15 protein-coding genes are annotated in these 17,198 nt (G+C 62.4%); 2 read left to right on the top strand and 13 right to left on the bottom strand.

What is annotated here, in order from left to right:
- Positions 1 to 86 precede the first annotated feature (86 nt).
- A complete protein-coding gene (locus C6V82_RS05425; protein WP_102588784.1) occupies positions 87 to 1,148 on the top strand; it encodes a L,D-transpeptidase family protein in 1,062 nt (353 codons plus the stop codon).
- 211 nt (positions 1,149 to 1,359) lie between these two features.
- Here C6V82_RS05425 and C6V82_RS05420 read toward each other — a convergent pair whose 3' ends face one another.
- The 7 genes from C6V82_RS05420 to coxB all read right to left on the bottom strand — a co-directional run bounded on the left by C6V82_RS05420 (position 1,360) and on the right by coxB (position 10,032).
- Complete coding sequence (locus C6V82_RS05420) at positions 1,360 to 1,623, bottom strand: Lpp/OprI family alanine-zipper lipoprotein (protein ID WP_102588783.1); 264 nt, start codon at positions 1,621 to 1,623, stop codon at positions 1,360 to 1,362.
- 179 nt (positions 1,624 to 1,802) lie between these two features.
- Positions 1,803 to 2,417 (bottom strand): L,D-transpeptidase family protein, encoded by a 615-nt coding sequence (locus C6V82_RS05415; RefSeq protein WP_102588782.1) that lies wholly within the window; start codon positions 2,415 to 2,417, stop codon positions 1,803 to 1,805.
- 125 nt (positions 2,418 to 2,542) lie between these two features.
- Complete coding sequence (locus C6V82_RS05410) at positions 2,543 to 3,823, bottom strand: GspE/PulE family protein (protein ID WP_102588781.1); 1,281 nt, start codon at positions 3,821 to 3,823, stop codon at positions 2,543 to 2,545.
- A 105-nt stretch (positions 3,824 to 3,928) separates the two neighbouring features.
- Positions 3,929 to 6,115, bottom strand: a complete 2,187-nt coding sequence (locus C6V82_RS05405) for a heavy metal translocating P-type ATPase (protein WP_229843021.1) — start codon at positions 6,113 to 6,115, stop codon at positions 3,929 to 3,931.
- 76 nt (positions 6,116 to 6,191) lie between these two features.
- Complete coding sequence (locus C6V82_RS05400) at positions 6,192 to 6,548, bottom strand: hypothetical protein (RefSeq protein WP_102588780.1); 357 nt, start codon at positions 6,546 to 6,548, stop codon at positions 6,192 to 6,194.
- Positions 6,545 to 9,079, bottom strand: a complete 2,535-nt coding sequence (ctaD, locus tag C6V82_RS05395) for a cytochrome c oxidase subunit I (RefSeq protein WP_102588779.1) — start codon at positions 9,077 to 9,079, stop codon at positions 6,545 to 6,547. The genes C6V82_RS05400 and ctaD overlap by 4 nt, the downstream gene beginning before the upstream one ends.
- Positions 9,076 to 10,032 (bottom strand): cytochrome c oxidase subunit II, encoded by a 957-nt coding sequence (coxB, locus tag C6V82_RS05390; protein ID WP_229843023.1) that lies wholly within the window; start codon positions 10,030 to 10,032, stop codon positions 9,076 to 9,078. The genes ctaD and coxB overlap by 4 nt, the downstream gene beginning before the upstream one ends.
- A 105-nt stretch (positions 10,033 to 10,137) precedes the next feature.
- On the opposite strand from coxB, the gene C6V82_RS05385 reads away from it, so the two are divergent.
- On the top strand, positions 10,138 to 10,596 hold the full coding sequence (locus C6V82_RS05385; RefSeq protein WP_102588876.1) for a DUF2231 domain-containing protein: 459 nt from the start codon (positions 10,138 to 10,140) through the stop codon (positions 10,594 to 10,596).
- Positions 10,597 to 10,685: 89 nt separating this feature from the next.
- On the opposite strand, the gene C6V82_RS05380 is transcribed toward C6V82_RS05385, so the two are convergent.
- The 6 genes from C6V82_RS05380 to topA all read right to left on the bottom strand — a co-directional run bounded on the left by C6V82_RS05380 (position 10,686) and on the right by topA (position 17,173).
- Positions 10,686 to 11,111 carry a CopD family protein gene (locus tag C6V82_RS05380; RefSeq protein ID WP_102588778.1) on the bottom strand — a complete coding sequence of 142 codons (426 nt, stop codon included), beginning with the start codon at positions 11,109 to 11,111 and terminating at the stop codon, positions 10,686 to 10,688.
- 142 nt (positions 11,112 to 11,253) lie between these two features.
- The gene (locus C6V82_RS05375) at positions 11,254 to 12,846 is read right to left on the bottom strand and encodes an ABC-F family ATPase (protein WP_102588777.1); all 1,593 of its coding nucleotides are present in this window, start codon (positions 12,844 to 12,846) and stop codon (positions 11,254 to 11,256) included.
- Between the two features lie 164 nt (positions 12,847 to 13,010).
- Positions 13,011 to 13,442 carry a hypothetical protein gene (locus C6V82_RS05370; protein WP_102588776.1) on the bottom strand — a complete coding sequence of 144 codons (432 nt, stop codon included), beginning with the start codon at positions 13,440 to 13,442 and terminating at the stop codon, positions 13,011 to 13,013.
- 133 nt (positions 13,443 to 13,575) lie between these two features.
- Positions 13,576 to 14,085 carry an NYN domain-containing protein gene (locus tag C6V82_RS05365; protein WP_102588874.1) on the bottom strand — a complete coding sequence of 170 codons (510 nt, stop codon included), beginning with the start codon at positions 14,083 to 14,085 and terminating at the stop codon, positions 13,576 to 13,578.
- Positions 14,082 to 14,546, bottom strand: a complete 465-nt coding sequence (locus C6V82_RS05360; RefSeq protein WP_102588775.1) for a DUF6586 family protein — start codon at positions 14,544 to 14,546, stop codon at positions 14,082 to 14,084. Before C6V82_RS05360 ends, C6V82_RS05365 begins: the two co-directional genes overlap by 4 nt.
- Complete coding sequence (gene topA / locus C6V82_RS05355; protein ID WP_102588774.1) at positions 14,543 to 17,173, bottom strand: type I DNA topoisomerase; 2,631 nt, start codon at positions 17,171 to 17,173, stop codon at positions 14,543 to 14,545. The genes C6V82_RS05360 and topA overlap by 4 nt, the downstream gene beginning before the upstream one ends.
- Between the last annotated feature and the right edge of the window lie 25 nt (positions 17,174 to 17,198).

Here is a 17,198-nt window from a genome sequence, read left to right as displayed (position 1 = left end):
CCGGCGTCGCGGCAAGGATTTCCCGCGCGCCCAGGCAATGCACCGCGTTGCCACGAATTAGAGAGCGTGGACCCTTGAGTAGAGCAATGAAAACGTCAAAGACATCATCACGACGCAACCACCCGTTGGTGTCGGGTATCGCTGCCTGGGGCCTTGCAGCCGCCCTGACGGCTGGCTGTTTTTCGGCCATGGCCCATGCCGAGGATACGCCTGAGGAATTGCCTCGCGGCCACTTCGCACTGCCCGAGCTGGGCAACGTGATTGGCGAGAGCTACACCGTCACTGTGGAGGAAGGCGACACCCTGGTGGATATCGCCAGGCGGCACAATGTGGGCTACGAAGCCATTCGCATGGCCAACCCCGAGGTCAGTATCTGGGCGCCATTCGCCGGCACCGAGGTCAACGTCCCCAATCAGCACATCCTTCCGGATGCGCCCCGCGAGGGCATCGTCATCAACCTCTCGGAACTGCGCCTCTACTACTACTCCGCCGAGGGCATCGTCGAGACCTACCCGATCAGTGTGGGGCGTGACGGCTTCTCGACCCCGGTCGGGCTCACCCGCACCACGATCAAGGTCAAGGATCCACACTGGTCTCCACCGCGCTCCATGCGCGAGGAAGCCGCCGCACGCGGCGAGCCCGCCCCGTCAGTGGTCCCGCCAGGTCCCGACAATCCGCTGGGCAGCCATGCCATCCTGCTCGGTCTGCCTAGCTACCTGATCCATGGCACCAACAAGCCTGAAGGCGTCGGCATGCGCGCCAGTCGAGGTTGCATTCGCATGTTCCCGGAAGACATTGAATCACTCTACGATCGCGTACCCAGCGGCACCCAGGTGAATATCCTCGATCAACCGTTCAAGGCCGGCTGGTCGGAGGATGGCGTGCTCTATGCCCAATCATTCCCGCAACTCGAGGAAAACCAAGGCACCTTCGAGCCGATTCTCAATGCCATCGAGGTAGTCACCCAGGCTTTCGGTGAGGAGCAGCCACCCGTCGACTACGCGCGCCTGCGTGATGTGGTGGAGGCACCCGACGGGATGATCGTCTCACTGTTGCAAACGGCAAGCGAAGAACCCACGCCGACGCCTGATGACAAGCAGGCTGACCCGCACGGCCTGTTCAGCGAATTGCAGGTCAGTTCCCGCTGAAGGTAGGCGAGACCATGCCGAATCAGGCGTGCCACGCTTTCTTGCCTTCTCTCGTGCCTTCCCTTTTCGGGTAGGCACGAGATCGGTTGGGCTCGAGATCGGTCGAGGTTCACCACTCGCCCGGCAAACATGAGAAAACCCCGCCGTGGCGGGGTTTTCTCATCTTGCAGAACCGCCATCACCCGTAGGTGATGACAGCGCACCAGCAGAATTACTTCTGCATGGAGCGCTCGAACATGCGGTTCATCTCGTCACGGTTCTGCTCGGACATCTGCAGAGCCGCCTGGGCGTCGCGCTGTGCCTGGTTGGCGGTGTTCTGGGCCTGAACAGCGATGCTGCGGGCTTCCGCGGCGTCTGCCTGTGCAGACTCAGCGGTCATGCGAACTTCTTCCAGCGCGCTGTTGGACGCACAACCAGCCAGGATGGCCAGGGAAGCAGCGGCGGCGGTCAGCTTCAGGGTGGTCTTCAGAGTCATGGTGTTCTCCTTGAGTCTTCCTTGGTACTGCGTTGGTGTTGCCTGAAGGTCAGGCTTCCTGCACATGCAGGCTCTGTTGCAGCGACTATGTGCTGCTTTAGCACTGGAGCCAAACGCTGTTTTATTATACAAGACGGCGCTTGTCCATAGCTTTCAAAATCCCTAGCGCATGTATGAGCCTAGCGGATCACGACGCGAGTGCCAATGCCGATCAACTCCGCAAGGCGCTCGATCTGAACATCTGTCACCGCCACACACCCCTGGGTCCAGTGGAATTGACTATGGACCTCGGGATCTCCCTTTCCCACGCCATGTACGCCAATGAAACCACCCAGCACGGTCTGCTGTGGGGGGTAGCCGTGGCGTCGATAGTACGCGAAGTAGTCGTCATAGTCGCGCTGATCAAAGACCCCGGATTCCAACGCCATGCGCGCGTGGGTCGGGGTGGGGTAATCCAGGCCAATGAAGATATGCCAGTCACTCTCATGATTGAAACGGTTGACGCGAAACTCACCGAGCGGTGTGACGTTACTGCCACTCAGTCGCTCGGCCTTCGCTCCACCACGACCAAGGGAAATCGGCGCGAATCGCTCGATCTGGCGGTTGCCGCGAAACACCGTGAGCACTGACTCGCGGTCCTCGATCAGCACCCACAGTTCATTATCATGTCGAGGCACGTGGGCTCTGGAGAGCAGCGATTCCATCAGGTTGGCGTGGGCTGCTGGCGCGGCAAGCAACGCCAGAGGTGCGCCGAGCGCCATCAAGGTGAAACGACGGCGAGAAAGCTGTGTCATCGAGTGATTCTCGTCAATGGACTATACCTTGCTGATCGGTCGGCCAGCGGCTGAATTCGAGCATTTATAGCGCGAGTAAGCGACCTGAGTCAGCTTTTCTCGTTCATCGTACCGCACCTTGGAACTCATCCAGGAAGAATTGCCCCCATGCGCAGCACTTCACGCAACGATGTCACCCCTTCGGCGGCCTTGGCAAGGCCATCGGCAAACATCAAGGTCTCTCCCCGCTCGATGAGCGCGCGCCGCAACTGAGCCTCATCGGCATGGTTGAGGATACGCGCGTGATCATCGGGAATCGGCTGCCATATCTCGAACACACCGACACGACCACGGTAGCCCAAGCCATCGCAATGATCACATCCAACCGGCTCCCAGGTGCTGCGCGGCAAGTCTATGTCGATTGCCTCAAGCCACTGTGCATCCTGACCAGGCAGCGCCTGGAGTTCGCGACAATGCTCGCATAGCCGCCTGACCAGTCGCTGGGCCACCACCAGTCCCAGGTTAGCGCTGATCTCGGCATCGCCAAGCCCGAGATGGCGGAGCGAGGAGACCACACCAACCGCATCACGACTGTGCAAGGTACCCATCAACGAGCGTCCACTACCCGCGACATTGAGCGCCGCCCGCGCCGATTCAGGAGCACGAATCTCGCCGATCAGCACATAATCGGGATCGAGGCGAAGCATGGTCCGCGTTCCGTTGGCGAAGTCCAGACCGTTCTGCTCATCGACCTGAATCTGGTTGATACCGGGAATCTCGTATTCGACCGGATCCTCGAGGGTGATCACATGGCTATCGGTGAGCCTGAGCTGATTGAGCAAGGTATACAGTGTAGTGGTCTTGCCAGCGCCAGTGGGGCCGGCGACCAGCAGCATCCCGCCTGTTGCATCCATCCAGCGACGGATGCCGCGGGCACCCTGTTCACCAAGCCCCAGCGACAGGGTGTCCTGAAAGGTCGCAGGCGGTGAGAGAAACCGAATCGCCAGTTTTTCGCCACCGACACAGCCCACCGAGGTAACGCGCAGGAAGGTCTCCTCTTGCGCATCGCCGGAGGGGCTATCCTGCAAGTCCGGCTCGTCAGGGGGCGGCCAACTGAAACTGCCCTCGGCCACCACCAGTGAAGGGACCGGATTCAGCCTGGCAAGCACTTTGAACTGGTTGACCAAACGGCTGCCGATGGCGACATCGACAAGCAACGCCTCGATCACGCGGCCATCGATACGCAGGCGAATTCGCAGGCCATCCTGATTAGGGTCGAGATGGATGTCGGTGGCACGCGCCTGCAGGGCGTCGTCGATCAGGGCATGCGCCTCGAGCTCTTCGTCCGCCTCTGGCGGTGAGTCCAGCAGTGGCATGAGACGACGCAGCAGCCTTGCGTTGCGTTGGTGCGGGATATCAACGGACATGGTTTCCTCCACGACTGGGCCACCCGGGTTGGAGCCCATTTAGCGCCTAAGCGCCCTCTTGTTGCTTGCCCTGTTGTTGCCTTGCCCTATTATTGCCTTGCCCATCTATCGCTCTGCATGCCCATCTGCGGCGGTAGAGGGCAGTGTCAACCGCGCGGCATTGGCAATCACCGAAAGGGAGCTTGCCAGCATGGCAAGTATCGCGGCGAGCGGCGGCACGGGTATCCACACCACAAGGCCAAGCGCCAGCATATTGTAGATCGCTGAAAAAAAAAGGTTCTGCCGCATTGTTCTGCGGGTCAGGCGCGCGATCTCAAGCGCCTCATGTACCCCGCCCGGTCCGGATCGAAGCAGATGCACGCCCGCCGCGTCCCTGGCGGCCTGGCTTGCTCCGAGCGGGGCAATGCCAACCGAGGCCACCGCCAGTGCAGGCGCGTCGTTGATGCCATCGCCCACGAATACCGAAGGTCTCGGCAAGGCGGCAACCAGTTGCTGCTTCTGCTCCGGCGTGCGACCGGCAAAACAGCAGTTCCCCGGGAGACCGAGTTGAGTGGCAAGCTGCATCAGAAGCGGGGCGCGGTCGCCGCTGATCAATGCAACATCTCGCCCAGATTGGCGTAGTTCGTTGATCAAGCCAGCCGCCGAAGGATGCGGGGTATCCTGCAACCACAGGCAGCCAAGCCATTGACCATCACGCGCCACGTCCACGCGACTCGCCAGCGGCCACTGCGTGGGCTCATCTGTCATCAGCACACCACAGGATTGCAACCAATCACGACTGCCGACCTGCAGACATCGCTGTGCTTCCCATCCGGCACCCTGACACCAGACGACCCGTCCTTTGCCGGGGTGTTCCTCGAAGCGACATGGCGCTTCCCACGGTAGTGCATCACGCCCTTCGGCATGACGGCGAATCGCCAGGTCCAGCGGGTGCTCACTGCGCTCCCCGGCCAGCGCAGCAAGCGTGACGAGCTCATCCTCGCAGACACCCTGCACGGTATGACTGGCGCAGACTTTCAGGTCCCCAAGCGTCAAGGTACCGGTCTTGTCGAAGGCCACTGCTCGCGCTTGCCCCGCGATTTCAAGTGCCCGCGTGTCACGAAACGCCACACCGCAAGCCAAGGCCCGTGCACTCCCCGCAAGGCTCGCCAGTGGCACGGCAAGCCCCACCGCACAAGGACATGCCACCACCAGAACCGACAACGCTCGCACCAGTGCGTCCTCGACCTCGAGGCCAACGAGCAGCGACATCCACAATGTCGCCAGAGCCAACACCAGGGCAAGCGGTGACAACCAGGCAGCAAACCTGTCAGCGGCTCGCCGAAGCTCTCCCTTGGTCGCGCGCTGGCGCTGCATGTCCCGATAGAGGTCATCCATTCGACACTCTCCCAGCGGCGCGGTGACCACAAGCCTCAGCGCCTCTCCAAGGTTACGGCTTGCCGCCGCCAGGCTTTCGCCACGGGTCACCACCACCGGGCGACTTTCGCCGGTCAGTGGCGACAGGTCGAGACGTGCCGAGTCATCAAGCAAGCGACCATCAAGCGGAAGCCGCTCTCCCGTCGCCACTTCGATGCAATCACCTACTGCCACATCGGCCGGGGGAAGCTCGCATATTTCGCCATCCCGAACGCAGCGCACGACATCGCGTTCAGGAACCAGCGACTCGAGCGCGCGCAATCCCCGGTATCGCGCGAGTATTTCCACCCAGCGTCCAGCGAGCAGTAAAAGAACCAACATCACCGCCGTGTCGAAATAGACATCCGAGACCCCTTGCAGAAGCAGCCAGACCGACACCGCCATGGCACTGGCGACCCCCAGGGTGACGAGCAGGTCCATACCCGCATGCCCGCCCTTCAATCCCCGCCACGCCGCCAGGTAGAACGGAAACCCCGCATGCACCACCACCGGCAATGAGAACGCCCCGGAAATCCATGCCAGGACGTATTCGTAACGCGGCTCGGGCATCGCTCCGGCATAGATCACCAACGAGGCCAGCATGGTCCACATGCCGAATAGCGCCGCCACCAGCAACCGCCCAGCCAATCGGCGGCTCTCGCTCTCCAGTCGCCCACGGGCATCAGCGGCCCCGTCGAGCGGCAACAACTGGTAGCCCAGCTTGCGCAGCTCGGCTCCCAACGACTCGATACGGATCACCCCCGGGTCGCCCGCCACCCACAGCAAGGCACCGCCATGGTCGACCCCGACATCCTCCACACCTGGCAACCTCGCGAGCCGCCGTTCGATCACCCAGGCACACCCCTGGCACCACATGCCCTCCACGCTGTAGAGCATGTCATGTCCCCGGTGGTTCGAAGCTCCCACACGGGTGGACATGGCTGCAGACACAGATGGCATCATGCCCTCCCGATCACAGACACGGCGGCAGCATGAGCAAGGGCAGCCCCACCACCACCACGCCTCCTCCCGAGAACAGATGCAACCCCGCCGAGACCATTGATAGGTAGCAAGCCACCCCCTCCTGCCGCCGGGATGCTGACAGACATGACCAAGCAAGCCACAGCAACAGGCCAAGCGTTGCCAACGACAACAGGCCCAGCGTGGCATTATGCGCGGTGAAAACGCCTCGTGAGGGCTCTGGTGGCGCCATTTCACAGGCCACCGACAGGCCGCCATACAGCACCACGAACCACAGGCTCCAGAGGCTCAGCCCTAGTATCAACTGCAATGGATGACTGGGAGCGGGCCAACGGCGCGGTGTGCTCATGCATTCGCTCCCAGCACTCGAGGCAGGACCCCAATCGCCGCGACCAGTATCCAGTAAGCGCCTGTATGGTAGCGCCAGAACAGCAACACCACGCCCGGCTCGAAGGGCAGTCGCGCGCTCACCAGTCCCAATGCGGCACGCCGGGCCTGAAGCAGCATCAACACGGTGGCCAGCGTGGCATGGACCAGCAGGTAGGCAAGGCCGACCCACAGCACCGCGTCATGGGCGGAATCGGTCGGGGCAAGGGCGGCCTGAACGGCCAGGGTCAATAGCAGCAGCAGATGCACGCCACCAAGCGCCGCGATGCCGGCGAAAGCACGCGCCAGCCCCTCCTCGCGGCCGGCGACAATTGCCCGGCAACGGCGCCCAAGCCAACTGGCGGCGAGCGTGAGCGCAAGCCCCGAGGCGATCATCATGGGTAGCGACAGCGGTGAGACATCCGGCATCCGCCACTGTGGCGACACGGTCCACAGGTAGCACCAACCGAACAGCAGCGACAGGAAAAAGGCACCATCCGCCAGCAACGCCACGCCCATGGTCCATCGCCCCGGGCCATCCGGTGTGCGCGAGTGCAAGGCGGGGTCGCTGGGCTCGTTGTCTCCCAGCGGTGTGGCCGATGCATGAGCACCATTTTCCCAGGACCAGCGCAGCAGCATACAGGCCGCCACCACGAAAGCCACCAATGCCAACGGATAGAGACGAACCAGCAAGCTTATGCAGACCACCGCCAGCACAAGCGCCGCGGCCAGTGGCCAGACACTGTTGCCGGGCAAGTGGATGATCTCCCTGACTCGACCGGTCAGTGGGTCGGTACCGAGCAGTTCACGTCGGCCATGTGGGGCGCCGGCCCGCTCATGTTCGCCAAGGCGAATGCTCTCGCCAAGTTGCGGAAACTCCCACAATGGGTGGCGCGAGGTCACCTGCGGCAGGCTTGCAAAGGTATAGCTTGTGGGTGGTGTCGCCACGGCCCACTCCAGGGTATCGGCACACCAGGGATTGCGCGGAGCCAGACGTCCGAAGCGTCCATGCAAGGCCAGGTCCAGCAACACCACGGCAATGCCCGCCGACATCATGAAGCCACCCACCGAGGAAATCAGGTTGTAGATATCCCAACCCATCGCCGACTCATAGCTGGCGATCCGCCTGGGCATGCCGAGAAGACCGGTCCAGTGCATGATCAGAAACGTCAGATTGAAGCCGCTGAAGGTCAGCCAGAAGCCCAGGCGCCCTAGTGACTCCGAGGGCATCCGCCCCGTGACCAACGGCAACCAGTAGTAAAGCCCGGCCATCAGCGGAAAGAACATGCCCCCCACCAGCACGTAATGCATATGCGCGACCACGAAGTGAGTGTCGTGCACTTGCCAATTGAATGGCACCAGCGCCAGCATCACCCCGGTAAGCCCACCGCAAACGAAGATCACCAGGAACCCTAGCACCCACAGCATCGGCAGGGTCATGCGTGGGCGTCCCAACCATAGTGTCGTTAACCACACGAACACCTGGATCGCCGTGGGAACCGCCACCAGCATGCTGGCCGCCGAAAAGAATGCCTGGGCCAGTTGGGGGATGCCTACCGTGAACATGTGATGCACCCACAACCCGAAGCTGATGAAGCCGGTGATCAGGATGGAGGCGACGATCCAGCCATACCCCACCATGGGACGTCCGGCGAATACCGGAATCAGCGTCGAGACGATACCCGCCGCCGGCAGGAAGATGATGTAGACCTCCGGATGGCCGAACAGCCAGAACAAGTGCTGCCACAAGACAGGGTCGCCGCCTCCCGCCACGGCGAAGAACGGCATGCCCACGGCACGTTCGAGCTCCAGCAGCACGCTGCCAAGGATCAGCGGCGGAAAGCCCACCACGATCATCAGTGCCATGGCCAGGATATACCAGGCAAACAATGGCATGCGGTGCAGCGCCATTCCCGATGCTCGGGTCCGGAGTATCGAGACGGTCAGTTCCACACCCGCCGAGAGCGCCGATATCTCGACGAACGTGATGCCCAGCAACCAGAAGTCCGAGCCCGATCCGGGAGAGTACTCGCCGCTGCTCAACGGGGTGTACATGAACCAGCCGCTGTCGGGCGCCATGTCCAGCAGCAGGCTCGAGAACAGGATGATGCCACCGAACAGATAGCACCAATAGCCGAATGCGGTCAGCCTGGGGCAGGCCAGGTCACGCGTGCCAATCATCTTGGGAATCAGGTAGATCGCAAGTCCTTCGAGTACCGGAATGGCGAACAGGAACATCATCACCGTGCCATGCATGGTGGTGACCTGGCTGTAGACGTCGGGCGACATGAAGTCCTGGTCCGGGAAGGCCAGCTGGGTGCGCACCAGCATCGCCAGCACACCGCCAAGCAGGAAGAAGACGAGCCCCGTGACCATGAAGCGAAGCCCCAGCGTGCCGTGATTGACCACGGTCAGCATGCCGCGCAAACCGGCCGGGCTTCCCCAGGCCAGTTCCAGTTCGCGATGCAACAAGTCAGCCTTGCTTGATGCGTGGCTTTGAGAAGTCTCGTTCATGGTGTCAAGTTCTCGAGCCAAGCGCCGAGCCGCTCAAGCGTCTCGTCTTCGAGGTCATCATGGGATGGCATGCGATTGCCCGGCTTCAACGATTGATGTGTGGCAAGCCACCTGGCGATGGCGCCCTCCTCCATGGCCATCACCCCCGCCCCAAGGGTCGCGCGACTGCCGATATCCGAAAGGTCCGGGCCACGCTCGCCATCACTAAGCCCAGCGACACGATGGCAACCGGCGCAGTGCTGGATGAAGTCCTGGCGAGCTTGGGCATGTGCCTCATCCTCTGGAAGCGGTGAGCGCCGGGCATCCAGCCATACCTCGTACTCCTCGCGCGGCAGCGCCTCGACATGCAGATGCATATGCGTGTGTTGAACACCACAGAATTCGGCGCACTGGGCGCCGAAAACACCCGGCTCGTCGGCTTCGAGCCTGATGCGGTTGGTCCGCCCGGGGAGCATGTCGATCTTGCCCCCAAGACGGGGCACCCAGAACGCATGAATCACATCGGCACTGGTGACATGGAATTCCACGGGTTCTCCGGCGGGCATCACCAGATGGTTGGCGGTCACCACGTCGCCTTGCTCTCCCGGGTAGCGAATTTCCCACCACCACTGATGGCCCACCACCTCGATGACCTGAGGGGGAGTTTCGCCTGGAAGCGTCACCGGCAGCATTCGTTGACCTGTGGGAACCCCGAACACCAGCAGCGCAAGGATGCTGACGCCGGGCAGCACAATGCCGCCGCCCAGAATCCAGCGCAATGAGAAACGGCGCTCCTCGGCGGGACTCCGCTCAACATGGGCGCGTGGTCGAAAGGCCGCCAACCAAGCCACTACCACGGCGACGAACACCAGCCCGAATCCGCTCAGCATGGCCCACCACAGCCAGGCCACATCACGTGCCGCGGGACCGGCTGGATCGAGTATCGAACGATCCCCCGAGCAACCCGCAAGCATCAGCAGCGCCAGCGGGAGCGCGGCTTGCAGGGCTGCCCGGTTGACCCGTCGGCGCTGGGCGCGTTGAATGCAAAAGGTCCCTCCACCACCCTTCGGGAACCCAGGATGCCTAAACCCCTCCAGCGCTCGATCCGCAGCCGTGCCGCCTTCGCCGGGCACCCCCTGCATCCGGTGATGATTCATTTTCCGGTGGCTGCGCTGCTTGGCCTCGTGGCAAGCGATCTGGGTTTTTTGTACACCGGCGACCCGTTCTGGACACGCGCATCGATGTGGCTTGCGGGAGTGGGTGCGATCGGTGGCTGGCTGGCCAGTCTCGCCGGCATCGTCGACCTGGTCACCGTGAGGGGAATTCGTCGGTTGGTGACCGCCTGGACCCATGCCATGGTGGCGGTCGTAATGCTTTCGATGGCGTCGCTGAACTGGCTGTGGCGGCTGCTCGATGAAGCCCTGCTGCCGTGGGGGCTTACCCTGTCGCTTTCGACTGCTGCCATGATCGCCCTGGCGGGATGGCTGGGTGGCCAGTTGGTCTACGAACACGCTGTCGGGGTGGAGCTCGATGACTGACATCGCCACAAGGCAATGGCCAACAAGGTGATCATCGTGTCGTGTGTTCCAGCGACCTGGCATCCAGCGGCTCCTGATCAGAAAGATACTCATGACACCGGTTTGGCAAGTACCAGCACCACCACCACGAACATGCAGATGCCCGCCAGGCCACCGCACAACAGAGCGCCTGTCGCGACCTTGCGCGCCTCCCCCTCTTCGAGCCTCATCACCAACCAGCCGCAACCAGCGTGGGAGAGTACCATCCCACACACCGCCAACAGCTTGAGCACCAACCAGCCTCCCGTCAGCCCCTGGACAAGAAACAGCACGCTCCCGGACATGATGGCGACAAGCGCGGCCGGCGTGGCCAGAGCGATGTAAAGCAGACGAGGAAGCACCCGCACATCGAGAACCCCACCGGCTGGATTCGCACTGGCCGCGCGGGCTCGCTGATGCAACAGTGCCGGGAGATAAAGCAGTGCGGCACACCAGCAGACCAGCGCCACGATGTGCAGGAACTTGATCCAATGCATCGGCGTCCTTGCGTGATCAGGGGATGGCGGAATCGCCACTAGACCTCATCACCCTAGCCGAGCTGTGCAGCATCGACCAGCCATGTAGCCAACGGCCTGCAGCGATTGCCGGTGCAGGCCGTCCATCGTCATCAGACTGATGTCAACCGAACAGCCCCTGACTGCGCAGGTAGTCATCATAGCTACCGCTGAAATCGACCACGCCCTCATCACGCATGTCGAGGATCCGGGTGGCCAGCGACGCGACGAACTCGCGGTCGTGGCTGACGAAGATCAGCGTGCCCGGGTAGTTCACAAGCGCCAGGTTGAGCGACTCGATGGATTCCATGTCCAGATGGTTGGTGGGCTCGTCCATCAGCAGCACATTGGGGCGCGTCAGTGTCAACTTGCCGAACAGCATGCGGCCCTGCTCTCCCCCCGAGATCACCTTCACCGACTTGCCGATGTCGTCGCTCGAGAACAGCATGCGGCCAAGCGCCCCCCGAATCACCTGCTCGCCACCGTCGGTCCACTGCGCCATCCACTCGTAGAGCGTCGCGTCATTGGCGAAGTCGTCGGAGTGATCCTGGGCATACATGCCGAGATCGGCACTGTCGGTCCACTTCACGCTACCCGCGTCGGGGGCAAGTTCACCGGCCAGGGTCCTGAGCAAGGTGGTCTTGCCGATACCGTTGGGGCCGATGATGGCGATCCGCTCGCCGGCCTCGACAGTCATGCCAAGCCCCTTGAACAGCGGCAATTCATCGCCGAAGCCCTTGGTCAGGCCTTCCACGTTGACAGCGTTACGGTGAATCTTGCGCGCTTGCTCGAAGCGGATGAACGGACTGACGCGGCTCGACGGCTTGATGTCCTCGAGCTTGATCTTATCGATCTGCCGGGCGCGCGAGGTGGCCTGCTTGGCCTTGGAGGCGTTGGCCGAGAAGCGGCTGACGAAAGCCTGCAGTTCGGCGATCTGCGCCTTCTTTTTGGCATTATCGGCATGCTGGCGCTCACGCACCGCGGTGGCGGCCGTCATGTAGTCGTCATAGTTGCCCGGGAATAGAGTGATCTCGCCGTAGTCCAGGTCAGCCATGTGGGTACAGACACTGTTCAGGAAGTGGCGGTCGTGGGAGATGATGATCATGGTGCTGTTACGCGCGGTGAGCATCCCCTCCAGCCAGCGGATGGTGTTGATATCCAGATGGTTGGTAGGCTCGTCGAGCAGCAGGACGTCGGGGTCGGCAAACAGTGCCTGGGCAAGCAGCACGCGCAGCTTCCAGCCCGGTGCCACTTCGCTCATCGGCCCGGTGTGCTGAGACAGCGGGATACCCAGGCCCAGCAGCAACTCGCCGGCGCGTGACTCGGCGGTATAGCCGTCGAGTTCCGCGAAGCGCACTTCCAGGTCGGCCACCGCCATGCCATCGGCCTCGCTCATCTCCGGCAGCGAATAGATCCGCTCGCGCTCCGCGGCCACTTCCCATAGTTCGCGGTTGCCCATGATCACCGTATCGATGACCCGCATCTCCTCGAAGGCAAACTGATCCTGGCGCAGCTTGCCAAGCCGCGCCCCGGATTCGACCATGACCTGACCCGATGACGGGTCGAGGTCGCCGCCGAGAATCTTCATGAAGGTGGATTTGCCGCACCCGTTGGCGCCGATCAGCCCGTAGCGGTGGCCATTGCCGAACTTGATGGAGACATTCTCGAACAGGGGCTTGGCCCCGAACTGCATGGTGATATTGGCGGTGGAGATCAAGATGAGAGACCGGTAAGGAGGTGAAAATGGGTGCCGATTGTACCGGTTATGGGGCGCCCGCGACACGGGCCAAAGAAAGTCAGCGCGACGGTCGACACGACGTCACCCTCCCGGTCAACGGCTTGCCGGCCATACCCGGGCGATGGCGCGACGAACCTGCGTCGTCACTCGCGGCGTTGCACCGTGAAGATACTCTGCAGCTTGTCCTTGCGGCCGTAGACATGCACGGTGGTCTCATCGAAGGGGAAACGCTCGAGAAACTCGCTCTTGCTGTTGAAGCGCGGCTTGTGGGCGTTGATCAAGGCCGCCGCCAGCCGCTCCCGGTTCGCCGGCCCGCACAAGCCCACCGCATACCAGAGCGCCTCATCGGGCTGGATGAATGCCAGCCACTTCTCGCGAGTTTCGTCGTTGCGAATGCCGTGACGGGCGTTGCGATGCTCGCCGACCCTGAGCAGCTCCTGTACCGCCATCTCCCCCGTTTCGGGGTCTCGGGCGGCGCGGTAGACACAATAGACGCCGGAATCCTCCGGCACCTCGCGAATCTGGTCATCCGTCCAGTAACCGAGCATCTTGGGTGACAGAATCTGGTCGGTCATGGCTCTCTCCTCGACAACGTCTCGGCAACTGTCTTCATCGTAGTCAAGCCAGCCTCACTGCGCTTGATGTACATCAAGGACAGGTAATCAAACGAGTGCCGGGCACCCTGATGGCAACATCGGGACTGGAGCGCTATCGCAACAGCGAGGGGTCGACGGGAACGAAGTCACTGGCGGCGCGAATCAACGAATCGGCGGTCAGCCGCTCGACACCGACCACCGTGACCTTCAGGTCGAAACGTTCACGCAGGTAGTGGACCAGCAGGTCGAAATCGCCATCACCGGAGGCCAGTACCAGATGGTCGATCGAAGGCGCGAGCTCCATCGCATCCACGGTGATGCCAACATCCCAGTCGCCCTTGGCGGAACCGTCGCGGCGCTGGATGAAGGGTTTCAGCTTCACCCTGAAGCCAATCCCACGCAGGATATTCTGGAACTGTTGCTGACGCGGATCGCCCCGATCCACCGCATAGGCGTTGGCGGCGATGAGTTGGCTTCCCGGTGTGAAGCGTGCCCAGAAGGCGTGGTAGTCGAAATGGCGACCAAACGCTTCGCGGGTGGTGTAATAGACGTTCTGGACATCGACGAGAATCGCCAGCCGGCTAGCGTTGCCAGCGTCATGACCCGTGCGACTCTCGCTCACCACTCTTCGCTGGTCTCGCGCAGTGACGCGATGTCTCGCTTCGCGTCAGCAAGGCACCACGCGAGCTCCTCGGCAAGCGCAGCACCGCTGCCAACGGCGATCAATCCCTGAACGCCACCCCGGCTCAGGCGCGCGGCGCCATCGCTGCCGTGCAAGGCGTCCAGCTTGACGATAAGCCAACCCAGCCAGCTGTCGGGGCGCTGTGCAAGCTCACGCAGCCGCTGCAATTCAGCGATCCCCGCCCCTTGTGGTCCCAGCAGTTCGCGCCAGTCATGACTGCCCAGCAGAGCATGCTCCGTGACCTCGCGCAGCAGGGATTCCAGCGCCAGCTCGGCAAGCGCCAAAGCGCCCTCCTCGCCGGCCATGCGGCGTGCCTCGGCATGCTCATCGTTGCCTGCAGGCGTGTTGAGCAAAAGCTCAGCCTGGTAGAGCAACTGATTGGTACGCGATCGCGGCGTCACTTGCGCTTGTCCTCCACATGCCACTTGCCGTTGTCGAAGGTCGCCTTCCAGCCAGTGGCCTTGCCCTCTTCATCGGTCATCACGAACTGCTCCTTGGCCTTGCGCGAATAGCGGATCTGCGCCGGGCGGCCATCCGGGTCCTCGCTCGGCGCATCGAGCAGATAGTGGTATTTCTCGGGGAGCTCCTTGGCGTGCGACTTGAGCTCGGCCACCAGCGGTGGTCGTGTCTCGCGATTCTTGGGGAACTTGCTGGCGGCAAGGAACAAGCCGCTGGCGCCATCGCGCAGCACGTAGTGATCCTCGACCTTCTGGCAGGCAAGCTCAGGCATGGGGATCGGGTCCATCTTGGGCGGTGCCACCTCTCCGCTTCTGAGCAGCTTGCGGGTGTTCTTGCACTCGCTGTTGGTACATCCGAAGTACTTGCCGAAACGGCCGGACTTCAGCTGCATTTCACTGCCGCACTTGTCGCACTCGATGGTCGGGCCGTCATACCCCTTGATCCGGAACTTGCCCTGCTCGACTTCGTAGCCGTCGCAATCCGGGCTGTTGCCGCAGATATGCAACTTGCGGGTCTCGTCGATCAGGTAGCTGTCCATCGCCGTGCTGCATGTCGGACAGCGGTGCTTGGCACGCAGGGCATCGGTCTCGGCTTCCTCGTCGGCGTCGGCAGCCACCGCCTCCTCACCGGGCAACAGGTCGATGGTGGTCTTGCAGCGCTCCTTGGGCGGCAGGTTGTAGCCGGAACAGCCAAGGAACACCCCCGTGGAGGCGGTGCGAATCTGCATCTTGCGCCCACAGCTAGGGCAGTCGATGTCGGTGGGTACCGGCTGATTGGGGCGCATGCCCTCTTCGCTCTCGGCCTCGGCAAGCTCCTTGCGAAACTCCTCGTAGAAGGCATCGAGCAATGCCTGCCAATTGCGCTCGCCCTCGGCCACCTCGTCGAGACTATCCTCCATGCGGGCGGTAAAGGAGAAGTCCATCAGGTCGGGGAACGACTCCTTGAGGCGTTCAGTGACGATGTCACCGAGTTTCTCGGCATAGAAGCGGCGGTTCTCGAGCTTGACGTAACCACGATCCTGGATGGTGGAGATGATCGCCGCGTAGGTCGAGGGCCGGCCAATACCGCGCTTTTCCAGCTCCTTGACCAGGCTTGCCTCGGTATAGCGCGCCGGGGGCTTGGTGAAGTGCTGTTGCGGGTCGAGTTCGACGAGGGACATCGGGGTACCCTCGGCGAGATCCGGCAGCGCCTGGTCCTCGTTCTTGCCGGCGGGCTTCATGACACGGGTATAGCCATCGAACTTGAGCACACGCCCCTTGGCCCGCAGTTCATAGCCATCGACTTCCACGGTCAGGGTGCTGGAGAGATATTCGGCCGGGGTCATCTGGCACGCCACGAACTGGCGCCAGATGAGCTCGTAAAGCCGCTCGGCATCGCGCTCCATGCCGGCGAGGTCAGTGGCCTGGCGGTTCACATCCGACGGCCGGATCGCCTCGTGGGCCTCCTGGGCGCCCTCCTTGCTCGAATAGCGATTAGGCGACTCGGGCAGATAGCGCTCACCAAACGACTCGCCGATGAACTCGCGCACGCCCGCCACCGCTTCATTGGATAGATTGGTGGAGTCGGTACGCATGTAGGTGATGTAACCGGCCTCATAGAGCCGTTGCGCCAGCGTCATGGTCTTCTTCACCGAGAAGCCGAGACGACCACTGGCGGCCTGTTGCAACGTCGAGGTGATGAACGGTGCACCCGGCTTCGAGCGGGTCGGCTTGTCCTCGCGCGCGGTGATCGCAAGGCTTGCCTTGCGCAGCGCGGCGATGCGCGCCAGCGTCTCCTGCTCCGACGTCGGCCGGAAAGGCTTGCCATCCTGGCGCACCAGTTCGAAGCGAATCGGTGAGTCACTCGATTCGGCGAGCAGATCGGCGTGCACGTCCCAGAATTCCTCTGGCACGAAGGCGCGAATCTCACGCTCGCGCTCGACGATCAGGCGCATGGCAACCGATTGGACGCGGCCTGCCGATAGCCCTCGCGCCACCTTGGCCCACAACAACGGCGACAGCATGAAGCCCACCACGCGATCGAGGAAGCGACGCGCCTGCTGAGCCTCGACACGTGGAATGTTCAGGCTGCCAGGATCCTTGAAGGCTTCCTGGATGGCATTCTTGGTGATCTCGTTGAACACCACACGCTTGTAGCGTGCGTCGTCTCCGCCGATGGTCTCGCGAAGGTGCCAGGCGATAGCTTCCCCCTCGCGATCCAGATCGGTAGCGAGATAGACGGTGTCGGCCTTGGTGGCAAGCTTCTGCAGTTCGGCGACCACCTTCTCCTTGCCGGGCAGTATCTCGTAGTTGGCCTTCCAGCCATTCTCGGGATCGATACCCATGCGGCGTATCAACTGGTCCTGGGCCTTGCGCTGCTTGTATTCGGCCTTCTCGTCCGGCGACATTTTACGCGTCAGCGCCGCCTGTCGCGCACGCTCCTTGGGATCCGAGGCCGTCTTGCCCGAGCCGCTGGTCGGCAGGTCACGGATATGTCCCACGCTCGACTTTACGATGAAGTCGTTGCCGAGATACTTGTTGATCGTCTTGGCCTTGGCGGGCGACTCGACGATGACCAGTGACTTGCCCATAGTGCTCCACTATATATGCATGGCG

Source organism: Halomonas urumqiensis, assembly GCF_003028575.1.
Classification (GTDB): Bacteria; Pseudomonadota; Gammaproteobacteria; order Pseudomonadales; family Halomonadaceae; genus Halomonas; species Halomonas urumqiensis.
Note: the sequence above shows the minus strand (reverse complement) of the source record. Positions and strands in the feature narration are given on the sequence as shown.